15 protein-coding genes, 1 tRNA gene and 8 pseudogenes are annotated in these 17,345 nt (G+C 33.7%); 14 read left to right on the forward strand and 10 right to left on the reverse strand.

Annotated features, from left to right (window positions below):
* The first annotated feature begins 29 nt into the window (after nucleotides 1–29).
* A complete protein-coding gene (locus M3L71_RS03990) occupies nucleotides 30–668 on the forward strand; it encodes a hypothetical protein (RefSeq protein ID WP_280144056.1) in 639 nt (212 codons plus the stop codon).
* 35 nt (nucleotides 669–703) lie between these two features.
* On the opposite strand, the pseudogene M3L71_RS03995 reads toward M3L71_RS03990, so the two are convergent.
* From M3L71_RS03995 to M3L71_RS04005, 3 genes and pseudogenes are all read right to left on the reverse strand, one after another.
* A pseudogene (locus M3L71_RS03995) lies at nucleotides 704–1,120 on the reverse strand (transposase); the annotation flags it as partial.
* Complete coding sequence (locus tag M3L71_RS04000) at nucleotides 1,081–1,632, reverse strand: IS630 family transposase (RefSeq protein ID WP_349292734.1); 552 nt, start codon at nucleotides 1,630–1,632, stop codon at nucleotides 1,081–1,083. The pseudogene M3L71_RS03995 and the gene M3L71_RS04000, both read right to left, overlap by 40 nt.
* A complete protein-coding gene (locus M3L71_RS04005; RefSeq protein ID WP_280143348.1) occupies nucleotides 1,611–1,988 on the reverse strand; it encodes an IS630 transposase-related protein in 378 nt (125 codons plus the stop codon). The genes M3L71_RS04000 and M3L71_RS04005 overlap by 22 nt, the downstream gene beginning before the upstream one ends.
* Nucleotides 1,989–2,059: 71 nt before the next feature.
* On the opposite strand from M3L71_RS04005, the pseudogene M3L71_RS04010 reads away from it, so the two are divergent.
* Nucleotides 2,060–2,189, forward strand: a pseudogene (locus tag M3L71_RS04010) (transposase); the annotation flags it as partial.
* Nucleotides 2,190–2,341: 152 nt separating this feature from the next.
* Here the strand turns inward: M3L71_RS04010 and dcd are convergent.
* Together dcd and M3L71_RS04020 are read right to left on the reverse strand one after the other, a co-directional pair.
* On the reverse strand, nucleotides 2,342–2,899 hold the full coding sequence (dcd, locus tag M3L71_RS04015; RefSeq protein ID WP_007302605.1) for a dCTP deaminase: 558 nt from the start codon (nucleotides 2,897–2,899) through the stop codon (nucleotides 2,342–2,344).
* 71 nt (nucleotides 2,900–2,970) lie between these two features.
* Nucleotides 2,971–3,606 (reverse strand): annotated as a pseudogene (locus M3L71_RS04020) (potassium transporter TrkG); the annotation flags it as partial.
* Nucleotides 3,607–3,656: 50 nt separating this feature from the next.
* Here M3L71_RS04020 and M3L71_RS04025 point away from each other — a divergent pair.
* The gene (locus M3L71_RS04025; protein ID WP_264336399.1) at nucleotides 3,657–4,004 is read left to right on the forward strand and encodes a transposase; all 348 of its coding nucleotides are present in this window, start codon (nucleotides 3,657–3,659) and stop codon (nucleotides 4,002–4,004) included.
* A 28-nt stretch (nucleotides 4,005–4,032) separates the two neighbouring features.
* Complete coding sequence (locus M3L71_RS08425; RefSeq protein ID WP_410543493.1) at nucleotides 4,033–4,647, forward strand: IS630 family transposase; 615 nt, start codon at nucleotides 4,033–4,035, stop codon at nucleotides 4,645–4,647.
* Between the two features lie 89 nt (nucleotides 4,648–4,736).
* Here M3L71_RS08425 and M3L71_RS04040 read toward each other — a convergent pair whose 3' ends face one another.
* Nucleotides 4,737–5,972, reverse strand: coding sequence for a metallophosphoesterase family protein (locus M3L71_RS04040; RefSeq protein WP_264687211.1), 1,236 nt, complete (start codon nucleotides 5,970–5,972; stop codon nucleotides 4,737–4,739).
* Nucleotides 5,973–6,162: 190 nt separating this feature from the next.
* On the opposite strand from M3L71_RS04040, the gene M3L71_RS04045 reads away from it, so the two are divergent.
* The 8 genes and pseudogenes from M3L71_RS04045 to M3L71_RS04080 all read left to right on the forward strand — a co-directional run.
* A tRNA-Leu gene (locus M3L71_RS04045) sits at nucleotides 6,163–6,250 on the forward strand.
* Nucleotides 6,251–6,270: 20 nt separating this feature from the next.
* Nucleotides 6,271–7,356, forward strand: coding sequence for a GTP cyclohydrolase II (locus M3L71_RS04050; protein WP_280144126.1), 1,086 nt, complete (start codon nucleotides 6,271–6,273; stop codon nucleotides 7,354–7,356).
* A gap of 72 nt (nucleotides 7,357–7,428) precedes the next feature.
* On the forward strand, nucleotides 7,429–8,109 hold the full coding sequence (locus tag M3L71_RS04055) for a VirB8 family type IV secretion system protein (RefSeq protein WP_007302609.1): 681 nt from the start codon (nucleotides 7,429–7,431) through the stop codon (nucleotides 8,107–8,109).
* Nucleotides 8,096–8,887, forward strand: coding sequence for a P-type conjugative transfer protein VirB9 (gene virB9, locus M3L71_RS04060; protein ID WP_280144127.1), 792 nt, complete (start codon nucleotides 8,096–8,098; stop codon nucleotides 8,885–8,887). The genes M3L71_RS04055 and virB9 overlap by 14 nt, the downstream gene beginning before the upstream one ends.
* Before the next feature lie 16 nt (nucleotides 8,888–8,903).
* Nucleotides 8,904–10,415 (forward strand): TraB/TrbI/VirB10 family type IV secretion system protein, encoded by a 1,512-nt coding sequence (locus M3L71_RS04065; protein ID WP_280144058.1) that lies wholly within the window; start codon nucleotides 8,904–8,906, stop codon nucleotides 10,413–10,415.
* 1 nt (nucleotide 10,416) lies between these two features.
* Nucleotides 10,417–11,409, forward strand: a complete 993-nt coding sequence (gene virB11, locus M3L71_RS04070; RefSeq protein ID WP_280144059.1) for a P-type DNA transfer ATPase VirB11 — start codon at nucleotides 10,417–10,419, stop codon at nucleotides 11,407–11,409.
* Between the two features lie 30 nt (nucleotides 11,410–11,439).
* Nucleotides 11,440–13,458: a type IV secretory system conjugative DNA transfer family protein gene (locus tag M3L71_RS04075; RefSeq protein WP_280144060.1), complete on the forward strand. Its 2,019-nt coding sequence runs from the start codon at nucleotides 11,440–11,442 to the stop codon at nucleotides 13,456–13,458.
* A gap of 100 nt (nucleotides 13,459–13,558) precedes the next feature.
* Nucleotides 13,559–13,780, forward strand: a pseudogene (locus M3L71_RS04080) (P44/Msp2 family outer membrane protein); the annotation flags it as partial.
* Between the two features lie 13 nt (nucleotides 13,781–13,793).
* On the opposite strand, the pseudogene M3L71_RS04085 reads toward M3L71_RS04080, so the two are convergent.
* Nucleotides 13,794–13,985 (reverse strand): annotated as a pseudogene (locus tag M3L71_RS04085) (transposase); the annotation flags it as partial.
* 104 nt (nucleotides 13,986–14,089) lie between these two features.
* Nucleotides 14,090–14,902: pseudogene (locus tag M3L71_RS04090) on the reverse strand (IS630 family transposase); the annotation flags it as partial.
* An 81-nt stretch (nucleotides 14,903–14,983) separates the two neighbouring features.
* Between M3L71_RS04090 and M3L71_RS04095 the strand changes: the two are divergent.
* Nucleotides 14,984–15,508: pseudogene (locus M3L71_RS04095) on the forward strand (P44/Msp2 family outer membrane protein); the annotation flags it as partial.
* Here M3L71_RS04095 and M3L71_RS04100 read toward each other — a convergent pair.
* Both M3L71_RS04100 and M3L71_RS04105 read right to left on the reverse strand, forming a co-directional pair.
* Nucleotides 15,472–16,014, reverse strand: a complete 543-nt coding sequence (locus tag M3L71_RS04100) for an IS630 family transposase (RefSeq protein ID WP_349292735.1) — start codon at nucleotides 16,012–16,014, stop codon at nucleotides 15,472–15,474. The pseudogene M3L71_RS04095 and the gene M3L71_RS04100 sit on opposite strands and share 37 nt — an antisense overlap.
* Before the next feature lie 10 nt (nucleotides 16,015–16,024).
* Entirely contained in the window at nucleotides 16,025–16,366 is a 342-nt protein-coding gene (locus M3L71_RS04105) for an IS630 transposase-related protein (protein WP_280144061.1), read from the reverse strand.
* A gap of 48 nt (nucleotides 16,367–16,414) precedes the next feature.
* Between M3L71_RS04105 and M3L71_RS04110 the strand changes: the two are divergent.
* Nucleotides 16,415–17,274: pseudogene (locus M3L71_RS04110) on the forward strand (IS630 family transposase).
* The last annotated feature ends 71 nt before the right edge of the window (nucleotides 17,275–17,345 follow it).

Below are 17,345 nucleotides of genomic sequence, written 5' to 3' on the forward strand. Positions count from 1 at the left end.
AGGTCTAATCTTATTAAAGGAGCTAGATTATGACTACAGATTGCAAAAAAGAATTATCAAATTGCATTTCTAGGTACAGAGAAGAAATTGTAAACAACAAAAAAGCAATTGAACAAACCATAACTGGCAATAATAAAATTAATATAAGCGATTACTTTTATCAGGGTGATACAATCTGTAACAAAGAGCTGTTTAACATAGGAAGTGAGTGTCAAGATACAAAATATGGTAGTCGACAAGAATATACGTATGATGAGTGGAAGGAAAAAATTGAAAAATCTCACGCTAAAGATTTTCTAGGGATGTTACAAAACGAAGTAAAAAATAAAATATCAAAGAGTCTTGAGGATTATAAACAGTATCATGAAAATGCTACTGAAGCTATAAAAAAAGAATTAGACATAGATTCGAAATTAAAGGCAATATTCAAAGAAAAGCAACAACCAGAAACTGATGAAACTCGAGCATATTATGACGTTATACGAGGTTTATATGAAAATGGAGACATGCGCTCTCAACTAAAGTGCAATGATCTTGATTGTTTTAATAGAACAATAGAAGATAATCTATCTCAAAAACAATCCGAGCTAGCTGCTATAAAGGATGACTTTTTGGATAATACGCAAAATATTTTTCAACATATTCAAGTTGAAGATAGTATTTTTTAGAAATAGGGAGTGTTAAATAAACCATACGCGTCAAGTTAAGAGATTGTGAGCAAATTTAGAGAAGTTAAGGTGGATACCCTAGTTTTTCTGTACTTGTCTTTTAATGAAAACTGCGACCAAGTTATGGTAAGCTTTTTGAGAAAAATATTTAAGCCTTTAATTTTATTATTTAGTGCTAAAAATAACTCTCTAACCCGTCTTTTTAGCTCAATAAATGCCTTTGTTAAGCTAAGCTCCGTATTTTTTTTCAGTTCTGTGCAACCCACTATTCTATGAAATATAAGAATTGCACACAATTTGGCATATAGCTCACATAATACTCTGTATGGCTTTCCTCTCAGCTTATCAATCCTTATATTACTCTTATATAATTTGAACAATAATTCAATTTGCCATCTTATTCGGTAAACTACTAGTATTTGCTCAGCATTAATCTTACTTTTTGGAACATTATAGTATTTTCTAAAATGAATGGATAAATTTCCATTATGGTATTACCAACCAAAAGTTGTAAGTCTGTACATTTATACATTAGAGGTCTGAGGCGGCTTTTGATGGTATGCCAACAGTGTTCTATGGGATTCAAATCTGGTGAATATGTTGGAAGATACAGCACATGAAAGCCAAAAGACTCTATTAATGATTTTGTTTTAGTGGTCTTATGAAATGTAGCATTATCCATAACTATGGTTGTGCCAAGTGGCAATTTAGGTAATAACATCTTCTCCAACAATATATTGAATACCTCTTTTTCACACCCACCTTTGAAAGTCATTGGTGCAATAAATCTCATTCCAATCCACCCGGCTACTATACTGATTCTCTCTCGAGTTCTCCCTGGAACATCTGCATAAATTTTCTTTCCTCTTGGAGCACGTCCATATTCTCGGTATAACTTATTATCAACTCCTGCTTCATCTATATATAAGATGCTGGAATGTTCTATTTTTGAGATTTTATCAATAAATTGCTGCCTATCTTCTTGATTGCGCTCTTGATATAGTGTGACTTTTTTAAAGTAATTTTTAGCTGTTTTAGTCTATACCAAATTGAATTTATTCCAAATCCAAGATTTTGTTTCATCTCTGCCAGAGTATGATCTGGATTCTTTGTAACATATTCTTCGAGTATTTTTGGGTCTATTTTTCGAATAAAGCTACCGTTTTTAGATGGCTTTAAGCTTTCACCAGCAGCTTTCTTTTTTAACCAGCGGTACAGAGTTGCTATTCCTATCTCCATGAGCTCTGCTATCTCAACCTTTGTCTTCCCTTTTTCTATCATCAATACTGCCTTTTCCCTTAAATCCACACTATATGCCATTATAACTCAAATACTTTGTTATACCTTTATCATTTGCTTTGGGAAATACTATAGTTCAAACTTTTTGCTGGGTGATTTTGGATAATGCAACTTTTCATAGAAAATAAGTGAATTTGTTAAAAGTGTCAGTGCTGAAGTTATATATCTGCCTCCATATTCTCCTGATTTTAATCAAACCATTGGTTTGTTATAAAAAATTGAGCCAGAAAGAATATCCAGCTATTCGAACTATTAGAAAAAGAGCTATATATGAGCATGTTTTAGCACAGACATTATTTTTGTAACTAGGCAAATGCAATCAGTGTTAGCGGCTTGAAAGGATATCAATTAATAAAGAAATGCATCTAAAGTAATCACTTAACTAACGGCAAAGTGATACCATGTTGGTTCATATATTTTCCTTTCATATCATCATATGATTTCTCGCATTCACTTTCGCCGCTTAAAAACACAAATTGGCATGCGCCTTCATTAGCGTAAATTTTTGCAGGAAGTGGAGTGGTGTTCGAGAATTCAAGTGTGACGTGACCTTCCCATCCAGGTTCTAAGGGAGTAACGTTTACTATAATACCACACCTTGCATAAGTTGACTTACCAACACAAATTACCAGTACATTCCTTGGTATACGAAAATACTCCACTGTGCTGGCAAGTACAAAACTATTTGGTGGAATTATACATACATCTGTTTCCTTATCTATGAAACTATTCTCAGAAAAATTCTTGGGGTCTACAATAGCTGAATTAACATTAGTAAAAACCTTAAACTTATTATCTACTCTCGCATCATATCCATAAGACGATAATCCGAAAGATACAACACCCTTACTGCTTTTATGATTCACAAAAGGTTCTATCATTCTAGAGTTTTCAGCCTTTTCCCTTATCCATTTATCTGGCATAACTGCCATAATTGTCCTTTAAAGTTTTGTAATACTTATAATAATATGTAATAGAATTTAAATGTAAACCTGAATTAGCGTTACACTCTGGAATGGCAAAGTTTCCAGTATAAACTACCTATACAAAAATAAATTGGCAATATTTCAAGCCTGCCAAGCAGCATCAAAAACGATAGAAATAGCTTTACTCCACCACTAAAAGAGGAATAATTACCTGAAGGACCTATTAGGTTACTAAATCCTGGGCCAGAATTTGTAAGCATTGCAGAAACAGAGCTGATGCTAGTTATAAAGTCCGCATTGCTCAAGTAAGACATCACTATTGATGATATAGCGAACGTTAACATGTAAATTGCAAAAAACGTAAAGACAGATTGGACTTCATCATTTTCCAGTATTTTACCATTGAGTTTTACTCTATCGCTTTCACTTGGATTTAATAAAGAGCTAAAGTAATTCCTTATAGATTTTAGAAAAATGACTAAACGGAAGATTTTGATTCCACCACTAGCAGAACCACCACATCCACCAATAAAGGCTAAAAAGAAAGCTAAGACTGAAATAAAGCTCCAATTCAAGTAGTTGCACATTACATAGCCAGTTGATGTGATAAAGGAGGTAATGGTGAATGTGCTGTACCTAAATGATAAAAATACTCCTAAGTCAAAATTTTTATATAACCAAAAACAAGCAAGCAAAGATGAGATAACAACTATAGTATTTCCCAAAGCAAATGATAAAGGTATAACAAAGTATTTGAGTTATAATGGCATATAGTGTGGATTTAAGGGAAAAGGCAGTATTGATGATAGAAAAAGGGAAGACAAAGGTTGAGATAGCAGAGCTCATGGAGATAGGAATAGCAACTCTGTACCGCTGGTTAAAAAAGAAAGCTGCTGGTGAAAGCTTAAAGCCATCTAAAAACGGTAGCTTTATTCGAAAAATAGACCCAAAAATACTCGAAGAATATGTTACAAAGAATCCAGATCATACTCTGGCAGAGATGAAACAAAATCTTGGATTTGGAATAAATTCAATTTGGTATAGACTAAAACAGCTAAAAATTACTTTAAAAAAAAGTCACACTATATCAAGAGCGCAATCAAGAAGATAGGCAGCAATTTATTGATAAAATCTCAAAAATAGAACATTCCAGCATCTTATATATAGATGAAGCAGGAGTTGATAATAAGTTATACCGAGAATATGGACGTGCTCCAAGAGGAAAGAAAATTTATGCAGATGTTCCAGGGAGAACTCGAGAGAGAATCAGTATAGTAGCCGGGTGGATTGGAATGAGATTTATTGCACCAATGACTTTCAAAGGTGGGTGTGAAAAAGAGGTATTCAATATATTGTTGGAGAAGATGTTATTACCTAAATTGCCACTTGGCACAACCATAGTTATGGATAATGCTACATTTCATAAGACCACTAAAACAAAATCATTAATAGAGTCTTTTGGCTTTCATGTGCTGTATCTTCCAACATATTCACCAGATTTGAATCCCATAGAACACTGTTGGCATACCATCAAAAGCCGCCTCAGACCTCTAATGTATAAATGTACAGACTTACAACTTTTGGTTGGTAATACCATAATGGAAATTTATCCATTCATTTTAGAAAATACTATAGCTATTAAAAACGTCTGTATCGCAGTAGCCTTCAAAAATCATAGGCGCCATAATTTTTCCCTTATTAAAAGCTGCAATCATACTAATACGCTGACTTTTGTGTTATCAATTCCAGATTAGTCGATATATACAAGAATTTCAGTGTTTTTTGTTGCTATGAGTTTTTTAAGCTCAGAACGTTTTTTCTGCGTCCTTAAATAGTCCTAATTTTAATTTGTTTTAAGTTTAAAGTCTTTCGTTAGGTTTGCAGAATACATTTCCTTATTATCTTGGTTATAGAAAGTAAATTTGTGATCGTCTAAACCTAATATTGCAAAGCCAAAGCCGAAAAAGTTTCTAACTTCGTGTGCTAAGTAATTTCTACTATTTGGATAGTTAAATTCTACGTTTTGATAAACAGGTTCTTGATCTTGAGCGTGTAATAATGCACCGCCGTTTCCAACTATAATCTGATCTGGAACATTATCCATTAATAAAATCTGGGCTATATGAATGTGGCCAGAAACTATGGTAGTAACATTGCTTGGAAATTTATCTCCAAAAGCTTCAATTTGTGTAAGATTACCATGGCTTTTTAATGTCAAAAATTCTTTTTTTGGAGATCTCCAAAGTGGTTTATGAGTCAAAAACCACGTGGGCTTATCTTGTATCAATTTATCAAACTGCCTCTCAAAAGCATCAACTGTGCTTTGGGTTGTAAAAATTTCCTCACCGGATGAAGAGTCGAAGATAAAAAACTTCATCGGCCCAGCATCTAAGAACCAACTGGAAATAAGATCTTCACATTTTTGAGAGAAAAAGGGGTATGAATCTAAATATCTGAACCATCCTTCATAAGCTCTATTACAACTCTCATGATTTCCACGAACAAAAAGAAAAGGAGATTGTGTTAAAATATCTTTTGCAGGCTCAAACCAATCAGCGTACCAAGCTTCTTTGCTATATCCATAAATATCGCCGCACTTTTTTGTGTTTCTACATTTCGTTTGTCTATAATGATAATCACCAACATGGATAATTAAATCTGGTTTATGAAAAGCGATTGAATCTAAATTTTTTTTCAAAGGCCAGCTATCTACAGAATTACATTCTTGCTGAAATAACATATTTATTCTACATCCTGTATCGCCAATGAAGGCAATTTTGCTGATCTTTTCTGCTAATACGGGAACTTTTATATTGTCAATACTAATGTTTTGAGCATTTGTTTCTACTATCAGTTCACAAACTGTTTCGGTATTGTTAATTGAGCTGCGACTTAGCATTTCTACTTCCTTATTATCGACGTAAGCAATGGGACACATGTTATTGTCTATAATCGCACGTATGCTTAATTTATTTTCTGGAATGATTTGAGACCATGTGTACAATATTTGTGCATGAGTGGAGTGAAAGCTAATTGTGAGAGATAGAATTAAAAAAATGAAGATATTAGCTATTTTCATTTGTATAAAAACCTAAATTAATAATTAGTAGTAAGATTATCTTAAATGATTAAAGTTTGTAACCATAAAGTTCATAGTTAAATTATACAGGTATTTCCTAAATTATCCTAGTACCAGATTGACACTTTAGATGAAAAATCCTAAAATGATTAAGTAATTTAAAGTAATTATATAGAAACTAGAATAAAGTGCGGTCGTGGTGGAATTGGTAGACACGCAGCGTTGAGGTCGCTGTGGCTCACAAAGCCTTGGAAGTTCAAGTCTTCTCGACCGCACCAAGTTGTTTGGTGTAGGTGAAATGTTTATAGGAAATCAAAGTAGCAATAAGGTAGAAAGAGCTATCAGCGAAATCAGGCGTGGTCTTCCAATTTTAATATATGATGATGAAAATAACTATCTATTGCTTGCTGCTGCTGAAACTTTAGAAAAAAATTTATTTAGTCAATATAAGCTTATATCAGGTAATGTGTATGTTACTTTGACTGCAAGTAAGGTAAAATACATATGTCAGAGTAAAGAACATAGTAGCAAACGTCTGTTGATAAGCAATTTTGATGAACTGCTCCATTTAATAAACTGTTCAAAGGAAGATTCGATAAAAGAGTTGCAATGCTCAAAGACAATAGATGCGTATGCTGTTGCCTTGCTTAAGTTCTCAGAATTATTGCCATACGCGTTAGTGGCTGATATGACTTTTGAGAATAAACATGAAATGCGAAATTGGTGTGAAGAAAATGACATTATTGCACTAAATACGTTACTTGTGAATGATTTTCAACAAAATCATAGTGTGTATGAAGTGTGCAAAACATCATTATTTTTAAAACAGACTCAAGAAGTAGATATCATATCTTATAGAACCAAAAGTGTCGGAAGAGAACATTATGCAATTATAATTGGCAATCCAGATAAAGATAATGAGCCATTAGTGAGAATCCATTCTTCATGCTATACAGGAGACTTATTAGACAGCTTATCATGTGATTGCAGAAGCCAGTTACATCAAGCGATTCAAATAATGACCGACTTTGGGAATGGCATTATATTATACTTGATGCAAGATGGGAGAGGCATTGGTTTAACTAATAAGTTAAGAGCATACAGTATGCAAAGAAAATATAATCTTGATACTGTTGATGCAAATAGAGTATTGGGTTTTGAAGATGATGAAAGGAGCTTTGCTGTTGCAGCTAAAATACTTAAGAAATTGAACATTAACAAAATACAATTACTTACAAACAATGGTAGAAAGTTATCAGAGTTGAAAAATAACGGTATAGAAGTTACAAAGTGTATACCACTTATTATGGAACGCAATGAATATAATGATTCATATATGGAAACAAAATTTGGCAAGTTAGGCCATGGATTAAGGGTTTATTAGCTTTTTTGTTATAACTACTTTGTTAGCTTGCTATGTTAATTAATATAAGTTAAGATTTTTAAGAATATTGAGATGCTGAAATTTTTAAAACAAGAAAAAAGTAATGAGTCATTGGATAAGGATATAAATTGGAATTCAAGTCGCTATAGCACAGTTGTTGCTCAGAGAAATACTTTACTTTTATTTACATTAATATTACTAGTTGCAATTTCTATAAGCATATTAGCTATATTTAAAATTAGCACAAGTAGCACTATTGAGCCATTCGTTATAGAAATTGACAAAAAGTCAGGAATAGTGCAATTGGTTGATCCTGTTACAGTAAAACAATATTCTGCAAATGAAACGCTGAACGATTATTTTATTTCAGAGTATATAAAAGCAAGGGAGGTTTTTGACCCATATAATTATAATTATAATTATTATACAAAAGTAAGGTTGTTTTCTTCGCCTAGTGTATATAGTGAATTTAGCAATTATATAAAATCGCAGAATATGAATGACCTTTTTAATTTATATTCAGATGCTAAAGGTGAGTTGAAAATTCGTTCAATTCAAAAATTAGGTAATGATGCTCTTCAAGTGAGATTTTCTATAGAATTTACACGAAAAGATGGAAATTCCTCAAGGAAAAATAAGATAGTTGTGATGTCGTATAAATATGCATCGCTTGAAATGAATGATCAGCAAAGATATATTAACCCGTTAGGGTTTCAAGTTATTTCATATAGAGTAGATGATGAATATGTGTAGGATATTGTTAGTTTTAGCTTTACTAATAAGTGGCAACTTAAATGCATCTATTAATAATAAACCTATTTCTGTAGATAGTAGAATAAAGACTTTTGTATATAGCCCTAATGAGGTGTTTACAGTAATTTTTAGTCAAGGTTACTATTCTTATATTGAGTTTGCAGAAGGGGAAAAAGTCAAAAATATTGCTGTTGGTGATGCATCAAGTTGGAAAATTAATCCTTATGATAATAAACTGCTTGTCATGCCATTTGAAGTCAGTAGTCGCACTAACATGATTATTACGACAACTAAAAAGAGAAATTACATTTTTGATCTAATTTCAAGACCAAATTACGATAAATACCCAGATGCTGATGCTAAAAAAGTGGATCATGATTATTCCGTTGAAAAGGATATATCTTACGTAATACGTTTTTATTATCCTCAAGAAGAAGATGAATTTGATGTTGATTTAGATGAGGTTTCTTTACCTACTCAAATACAATACATTACAGAAAAGCCAGAAAAAATAATACAAGAAAATAATACGAGGTACAACTATACATATATTGATGAAGGTGGTAACGTAGATATAGTTCCAATTGAGTTATTCGATGATGGTTATTTAACCTATTTAAAGTTTAGAAATAGTAATAAAATTCCTCAGATTTTTATAGAAGGCGAATCCTGTAAAAGGCTGTTATTTGATGATTATGTTGTAATAAAAGGAGTACATAAAAAGCTATTAATGCGTTATGAAGGTAGTGAAGTTGAAGTTATAAATAGGTCACTTTAGTTGTGGTACATATAATATGAGCAAAGAAAGGCATAATAGTGTAGAAGATGAATCAGAGATAGAAAGCAAGGTAGTAACAGTTGGCTCTAATCAAGGTTATAAGGCATTGATGATAGTTATGGTAGCGCTCTTAGTTGGTGGAGTGTACTATCTTTATTTTAGTACTTCTAATAAAGAGGGTCCAGAGATTGTTAAAAAAGAGGAAACAAAGCAAAACATTCAAGAATTGAAAGGAAAGTTAGAACAAGTTCCAGATAATGTAGTAGTTTCCGAGAGGATAGCAACTGATCTCTTGCCACCCTTACCTCCTCTTCCTATTCCACAAGTCATACCAGAAGTAAAACAAATCAAAAAAGAGGAAGTGACAAAAAAAGAAGAGCAACTAAAAGAAATTCCCTTGTCAAATATACCTGTTTTACCAAAGCAAAATTTTCCTTCTGGTAATGTTATTAGCAATTTGCCTACTTCATTTCCTACAATAGGGGGTGGCGGTTATCCTAGAGACAGACGTAGTGCACAAATGTTAGCAATTTCAGGTAGTAGTGGGGAAGGTAAAGCTACAGATGCTGTTTTATCCAATACCTCAGCACAATCGAGCAAAGCTACCAAAGCTGGAAAGCTTGGTTTAATGATTATTCAAGGTAAGGTTATTGACGCTATTCTTGAAACTGCAATAAGTTCTGACTTACAAGGAATGCTACGTGCTGTTGTTAGTAGAGACGTTTATGCAGAAACTGGTGATACAATTTTAATACCAAAAGGTTCAAGGTTAATAGGTGGTTATTCATTCGACTCAAATGTTGCAAAAGCCCGCGTGAACATAAATTGGAATAGGATCATTCTTCCTCATGGTATAGATGTTGCTATTTCATCATCTGGTACCGATGAGCTTGGAAGGGCAGGGATAGCTGGAATAGTTGATAATAAAATAGCAAGTGCATTATTCTCTTCAGTGGCACTTGCTGGTGTTTCGATTGGCTCATCCTTTATAGGACAAAAAGCCTCTAATCTTATCGATGCGCTAACTGCCATGGATGCAGTGAAGTCTATTACTGCAACTGAAATAGATATTTCTTCTCTCAAAGGGGCTATTGTTGAGAGATTGGAGAATTCTATAAAAACTGAAGTTGGGAGGGTAGGAGACGAAAAATGGAAATTGGGTATTAGGGCTATTGAAAAAATTCGAAATGCTAAAAGTGATCAGGATTTGCTGAGAATAATAAAGGAAGAAATAGCAAGTGTGATAAAAAGTTCTGGAGCTAGTGGAGTTGATACAATTACTAGTGACAATATCGGTATAACTTTAGACGATGTACGTCAACTGTTGAGGCAAACTCAGAAAAGAAGCAAATCTGTTTATGATGAAGCAATTGGGAAGTCAATCAATGATTTTTCCAAAGACATGCGAGATATAGTTGATAGGAGTGTAGATAAAAAACCAACTATTTATGTTAATCAAGGAACTGCATTGAAAGTATTTGTTAACCAAGATATAGTATTTCCTCCACAGTCAATATTAAATAACTGAAATGAGCTATGCTGCACTTGATACATACTTGGAGCCATTACAAGGGATATTTCAAGAGGAAGGTGTAAATGAAATATCAATAAATAAACCGAAGGAAGTATGGATTGAAAATCGCGGTGAAATAAGATGCGAAAAGTTAGAAATATTTGATCTTAATCATTTAAAATCTCTTAGCAGGTTGATTGCTCAAGCTACAGAACAAAAACTGAGCGAAGAGACACCGCTGCTTTCAGCTACATTACCAAATGGTTATCGTATACAGATAGTGTTTCCTCCAGCATGTGAGCCTGATAAAGTAGTCATTTCAATTCGTAAACCTTCTTCTATGCAATTGGCATTGGATGATTATGAAAAAATGGGGGCTTTTTCTGAAACTGTTATAGGAGTAACCGATAATCCAGTAGATCGTCACCTAGATTTGCTACTGAAACAAAAAAAAATAAAAGAGTTTTTAGAATATGCTGTAATAAGTAAGAAAAATATCATAATTAGTGGTGGAACTTCCACTGGTAAAACCACTTTTACTAATGCTACTTTGCGTGCTATTCCATCTGAAGAAAGAATTATTACTGTTGAAGATGCAAGAGAGATAGTTTTGAATGATCATCCCAATAAAGTCCATTTAATTGCTTCTAAAGGAGGGCAGGGCAGAGCAAAAGTAACCACTCAAGATTTGATAGAAGCGTGCTTACGTTTAAGACCAGACAGAATAATAGTTGGTGAGCTGCGTGGAGCGGAAGCTTTTAGTTTTCTCAGGGCAATAAACACTGGCCACCCAGGGTCAATATCAACTCTTCATGCGGATAGTCCGGCAATGGCTCTTGAGCAAATAAAACTTATGGTTATGCAAGCAAATCTTGGAATTCCCCCAGATCAGATCATACCATACATTAGAAATGTAATTGATATCGTTATTCAGCTAAAAAGAACCAGTGGAGGCAAAAGAACCATTTCTGAGATATTATTTACTAGATCTTCAAATGAAAATGCTTAAATTTATACGTAAGTTAAGAAAAAGTAGTTTATGAGTAATGGAAATCACCTACGCAATATTCTCATAGGAGGTGTAGTATCTTTTAGCATATTTGAATTTTGCTTCTATTTGTCTGGTATATTATTCTACCTGTTTGTTGACGGTCCAGATGGTGTAGATTTTAGAGCAATTAATCCTAGCTTGACACCTTTTCCTCAATCTCTCTGGCCGACAATTTTTGATCATATACAATATTGTTGGCATCATCCAGAGCTATATAGCTTTGAGCTCAAAATTAAATTAGTTGTATCTTCTGTACTGCCTCAAATTGTTTTGATGATTATTTTGTGGAATGTGAGAGAAAGACTAATTGAGTGGCGGCCATTTAAAAAGAAAGAATCACTTCATGGAGATTCACAGTGGGCATCAGAGAAAGACATACGAAAAGCGGGATTAAGAAGCAAAAAAGGTCTATTGCTTGGTAAAGATAAGAGAGGATATTTTATTGCTGATGGGTTTCAGCATGCATTGCTCTTTGCACCTACAGGCTCTGGTAAAGGTGTTGGTTTTGTAATTCCTAATTTGTTATTTTGGAATGATTCGGTAATTGTGCATGATATAAAATTAGAAAACTATGAAATAACAAGTGGTTGGCGAGAGCGACAAGGACAAAAAGTATATGTATGGAACCCAGCGCAGCCAGATGGGGTAAGCCATTGTTATAATCCACTGGAATGGATTAGTGAAAAACCTGGACAGATGGTTGACGATGTGCAAAAAATAGCTAACCTAATCATGCCTGAACAAGATTTTTGGCAAAACGAAGCAAGAAGCTTATTTGTTGGGGTGGTACTATATTTACTTGCTGCACCAGAGAAAGTTAAATCTTTTGGTGAGGTTGTGCGTACGATGCGTAGCGATGACGTAGTTTACAATCTTGCTGTAGTTTTGGACACAATGGGTAAAATAATACATCCGGTAGCGTATATGAACATAGCAGCTTTTTTGCAAAAGGCTGACAAAGAAAGATCAGGTGTTGTGTCAACTATGAACTCGTCTCTTGAATTGTGGGCAAACCCATTGATCGATACTGCAACTTCATCAAGTGATTTTAATATTTTGGATTTTAAAAGGAAGAAAACTACAGTTTATGTTGGTTTAACTCCTGATAACTTAACTAGGCTCAGGCCTTTAATGCAGGTTTTTTACCAACAGGCAACTGAGTTTTTATGTAGAAAATTGCCATCGGATGACGAGCCTTACGGCGTATTATTTTTAATGGATGAGTTTCCAACACTTGGAAAAATGGAGCAATTTCAAACGGGCATCGCATACTTTCGTGGCTATCGAGTAAGGTTATTTTTAATTGTTCAAGATACTGAACAGCTTAAAGGAATATATGAAGAAGCAGGAATGAACTCCTTTTTATCAAACTCAACCTATAGAATAACTTTTGCAGCCAATAATATTGAAACGGCTAATTTGATATCTCAGCTTATAGGAAACAAAACTGTACAACAAGAATCATTAAACAAACCTAAATTTTTAGACTTGAATCCTGCATCAAGATCATTGCATATCTCTGAAATACAGAGAGCATTGCTCTTACCTCAAGAAATTATTATGCTGCCACGTGATGATCAAATAATTTTGATAGAATCGACTTATCCAATTAAGTCAAAGAAAATTTTGTACTATAGTGATAGCACATTCACAAGAAGGCTGATTAAACCAACACGTTTGCCTACACAAGAGCCATATGATCCAAACAAGGTCTTTTCTTCTGCTAACAAAGATAAGATTAGTAATGAAGAAGAGAGTAATGCTATTGAAGATGCTGATTATCCTGTTGAAGCTAAAACTGAAGATGCAGTATACGATGAGCCAGAGATTGAAGATGGATTTGAAGACGAGGATATTGATGATAAATTTGAAGGTGGTGATGGTTTTGATGATGAGGAAGACGATGATGGGTTTGATGATGAAGACAGTAAGGATGAATTTGACGATGATGATGAATTTGAAGATGAGGACAAACTAGACGGCAATAAAATCGAGGATAGATGTTAATTTTACCTATTTTTTAGCTTAGAAAATAATTAGTTTTTTCATATTAAATCATTTTTAATTAATTAGTACTAGATTAGCTATTTTAACTAGAGGAATAGTCATGATGAGTAAAAAAACATTAGCAGTTACAGCACTTGCTTTATTGTTGTCACAACAATCTTTTGCAAGTGAAACGGAAGGATTTTACTTTGGTACTAGATGTTACGGTCAATATTTGAACTTTGGTAAGTCGAAAGCAAAAATTGGAAGTAAAGATGCTACAGATGCCAATAAGGTATCTGTAAATGACAGGGGTGCTCAGAGTACAGAAGGTCAGCTACTAATACCAAAATCCATTACTGACGGAACAAATAAGAAACATTACAAACTCGTTTAATAGTAGTACTGGAAATATTGACAATAGAATTACACAAAACATCTTCAAGTAAACCTATGGTATCGTAGATACTATTGCGTAAAGTATTGTATTTGATATATTGCCACAACCTTTCAACAGGATTCAGTTCCGGTGAATAAGGAGGCAAGTATAGCTCTTTTCACAATAATCCGAACGTATCGTAATACGCTACTGGCCCACTATCGTCATAAATACATATCTTATCACGTTCGAACTATTATAAGAAAGGCTATATATGATGGTAATGTTTTCCTGAATTTTCAAACTTTTTGATCTATGCCAACTTGCACAATCCATTACAAGAAAGGCTTCTTTCGTGCCTAAATCTTTCGACATCTGCTCCAGAAATATATTCATACAATCAGTGTTTACATATGGAGCAAGTAGGCTAATTTTCTTACCACTTCTTGGATTTACCGCACTTTAGATATAGAAATTTTGTCTACCAATTTTCATTTTAACCTGCGTTCTGACCCCTTTTTTAAACCATCCGTGTCCGATTTTGAATGAGTCCCAAATCGTGATTCATCAAAAAAACACCTCCCTTTTAGGGTGGAAATTGACTATTTTATTGAAGTATCTTTTAAACTCTTCTTGCTTGTTTTTATCTTGTTTATGGTGCATTGGCCTCGGTGTTATGTAAGAAAATTTCATCCTTTGTATCTCACGGTGCACTGTTGATTTGCTGATGTTTAGGGCAAATTCCTCTGAGATTTTTATTTGTACTTCCTTAATAGTAATATTTGGATTTCTTTCTACCCATATTTCAATTTGCTCACGTTGATTTTTGTTTAATTTGCTTTTTCTTCTCCGCTGAAACAGGGCAAATAATTTTTCTACTCTACCAAATTTTAGATGCTTTATCCATTCAGTCAAAGCAGTCCTTGAAATTTTACATATTCTTGCCACAGCGCTTATACTACTTTCTTTTCCTGCTATCACCGCTTGTAACTTTTTTGAAACATATGCGTTATTTCTTACCTTTTTTAACATTTCTTTCGCTAAATTTACAACTCTTTCGTCTAATAGTTTTGACCTTAATGCCATTTATACCTCGCTATTTCACTTACTCTAGTATGACTTTTTCCCCATTATTCTCTATCTGTTCTTTCTATAGCGGGAATTGGTATAAACAAGTATGAAGGAGATTATAATCCACCTTTTGCTGCAAATGTAGCACTTGGTTATACAGGGGAATTAGGTAATAATAGCTATAGAGCTGAATTAGAAGGAATGTATTCTTACGTGAAAGTGGATAATGTTGGTTTAACAAGCGGCCAGATGACAATATCGTACACAGAAGGCGGCAATCAATATGGATCAATTATTAACCATGACAAAATTGAGAACATATCTGTAATGGCAAATGTTTATCATCATTGGAAAAGTGAGAGTTTCTCTTTTTCTCCTTATGTTGGTATTGGAGTTGGTGCAACAAGAATGACAATGTTTGAAAAATCGTCAATAAGACCTGCAGGTCAATTAAAGGCTGGCTTTGATTATCATATAAATGAAGATGTAAATATGCATATCGGATATAGAGGTTTTGGTGTTATTGGTAGCAGTGAATACAAACCGGAAACTTTAAAGTTGGATGCTAAAACAAACAAAATGTCTCAACAAACAGGTGATAATAAAATGACTACTATAGTATTTTCTAAAATGAATGGATAAATTTCCATTATGGTATTACCAACCAAAAGTTGTAAGTCTGTACATTTATACATTAGAGGTCTGAGGCGGCTTTTGATGGTATGCCAACAGTGTTCTATGGGATTCAAATCTGGTGAATATGTTGGAAGATACAGCACATGAAAGCCAAAAGACTCTATTAATGATTTTGTTTTAGTGGTCTTATGAAATGTAGCATTATCCATAACTATGGTTGTGCCAAGTGGCAATTTAGGTAATAACATCTTCTCCAACAATATATTGAATACCTCTTTTTCACACCCACCTTTGAAAGTCATTGGTGCAATAAATCTCATTCCAATCCACCCGGCTACTATACTGATTCTCTCTCGAGTTCTCCCTGGAACATCTGCATAAATTTTCTTTCCTCTTGGAGCACGTCCATATTCTCGGTATAACTTATTATCAACTCCTGCTTCATCTATATATAAGATGCTGGAATGTTCTATTTTTGAGATTTTATCAATAAATTGCTGCCTATCTTCTTGATTGCGCTCTTGATATAGTGTGACTTTTTTTTAAAGTAATTTTTAGCTGTTTTAGTCTATACCAAATTGAATTTATTCCAAATCCAAGATTTTGTTTCATCTCTGCCAGAGTATGATCTGGATTCTTTGTAACATATTCTTCGAGTATTTTTGGGTCTATTTTTCGAATAAAGCTACCGTTTTTAGATGGCTTTAAGCTTTCACCATCAGCTTTCTTTTTTAACCAGCGGTACAGAGTTGCTATTCCTATCTCCATGAGCTCTGCTATCTCAACCTTTGTCTTCCCTTTTTCTATCATCAATACTGCCTTTTCCCTTATAGCTCTTTTCATAATGGTCCAAACGGTTTAAAATAAGAGTTTATAGTAGTGAAGGTAAGTATGCCAGCAGCATATAGTTATGATTTAAGAAAAAAAGCAATGGAGGTACTAGACGAAGGGGAAAGCAGAGAAACGGTAGCAGCAAGATTTAAAATTGGAAGAACTACATTATGGGAGTGGCAGCAAAGAAAAAAAGAAACAGGAGATTTTCAGTCGAAAAAACTTGGAAATGGAGGTTATAATCATAAAATTACCGACTGGAATAAATTTACTGAATTTGCCAAAAAAACATGGTGGAAAAACTCTATCGGAAATGGCTAAGCTTTGGAGTAATGTTAGTATCCCAACGATTCATCTAGCTCTTAAAAAATTGGACTCACACGCAAAAAAAGACATATGGATACAAAGAAAGGAATGAAGAAAAACGTGCTGAATTTTTGAAAATTATAGCAACGAAAGAACCTCAAAACTTAGTATATATAGATGAATCTGGTATTGATAATACCGAAGACTATCCCTATCGATATTCTCAGAAAGGACAGCGATTTTATGCCCTAAAATCTGGAAAGAAAACTCAACGAATTAGCATGATTGCAGCTCTAAATAGTAGAAAAATAGTTGTTCCGTTAACATTTGAGGGCCATTGTAATATGGATATCTTTAATAAATGGTTTGAGCAGTTTTTGACACCTATTTTGGAACCTGGACAAACTGTTATCCTTGATAATGCTACTTTTCATAAGTCTAATAAGATTACTGAACTTGCTAAAGAAGTTGGTGCTGAAATTTTGTATCTTCCTACGTATTCCCCAGATTTCAATAAAATTGAGCATCATTGGTTTGCTATAAAAAATAGAGCTAGGAAAAACATCCCTCTATTCACATCTTTTCGTCATGCTGTTGATTCTGCTTTTCTATGAACTTTCCGGACTATTATGAAAAGAGCTATAAATCCACACTATATGCCATTATAACTCAAATACTTTATTAT

Source organism: Wolbachia endosymbiont of Frankliniella intonsa, from assembly GCF_029856955.1.
Classification (GTDB): domain Bacteria; phylum Pseudomonadota; class Alphaproteobacteria; order Rickettsiales; family Anaplasmataceae; genus Wolbachia.

What these genes read in the sequence shown, in the direction of transcription:
- M3L71_RS03990 (WP_280144056.1), top strand. Translation starts at nt 30, where the DNA reads ATGACTACAGATTGCAAAAAAGAATTATCAAATTGCATTTCTAGGTAC.
- M3L71_RS04005 (WP_280143348.1), bottom strand. Translation starts at nt 1,988, where the DNA reads ATGGCATATAGTGTGGATTTAAGGGAAAAGGCAGTATTGATGATAGAA.
- dcd (WP_007302605.1), bottom strand. Translation starts at nt 2,899, where the DNA reads ATGGCAGTTATGCCAGATAAATGGATAAGGGAAAAGGCTGAAAACTCT.
- M3L71_RS04025 (WP_264336399.1), top strand. Translation starts at nt 3,657, where the DNA reads ATGGCATATAGTGTGGATTTAAGGGAAAAGGCAGTATTGATGATAGAA.
- M3L71_RS04040 (WP_264687211.1), bottom strand. Translation starts at nt 5,972, where the DNA reads ATGAAAATAGCTAATATCTTCATTTTTTTAATTCTATCTCTCACAATT.
- M3L71_RS04050 (WP_280144126.1), top strand. Translation starts at nt 6,271, where the DNA reads ATGTTTATAGGAAATCAAAGTAGCAATAAGGTAGAAAGAGCTATCAGC.
- M3L71_RS04055 (WP_007302609.1), top strand. Translation starts at nt 7,429, where the DNA reads ATGCTGAAATTTTTAAAACAAGAAAAAAGTAATGAGTCATTGGATAAG.
- virB9 (WP_280144127.1), top strand. Translation starts at nt 8,096, where the DNA reads ATGAATATGTGTAGGATATTGTTAGTTTTAGCTTTACTAATAAGTGGC.
- M3L71_RS04065 (WP_280144058.1), top strand. Translation starts at nt 8,904, where the DNA reads ATGAGCAAAGAAAGGCATAATAGTGTAGAAGATGAATCAGAGATAGAA.
- virB11 (WP_280144059.1), top strand. Translation starts at nt 10,417, where the DNA reads ATGAGCTATGCTGCACTTGATACATACTTGGAGCCATTACAAGGGATA.
- M3L71_RS04075 (WP_280144060.1), top strand. Translation starts at nt 11,440, where the DNA reads ATGAGTAATGGAAATCACCTACGCAATATTCTCATAGGAGGTGTAGTA.
- M3L71_RS04105 (WP_280144061.1), bottom strand. Translation starts at nt 16,366, where the DNA reads ATGAAAAGAGCTATAAGGGAAAAGGCAGTATTGATGATAGAAAAAGGG.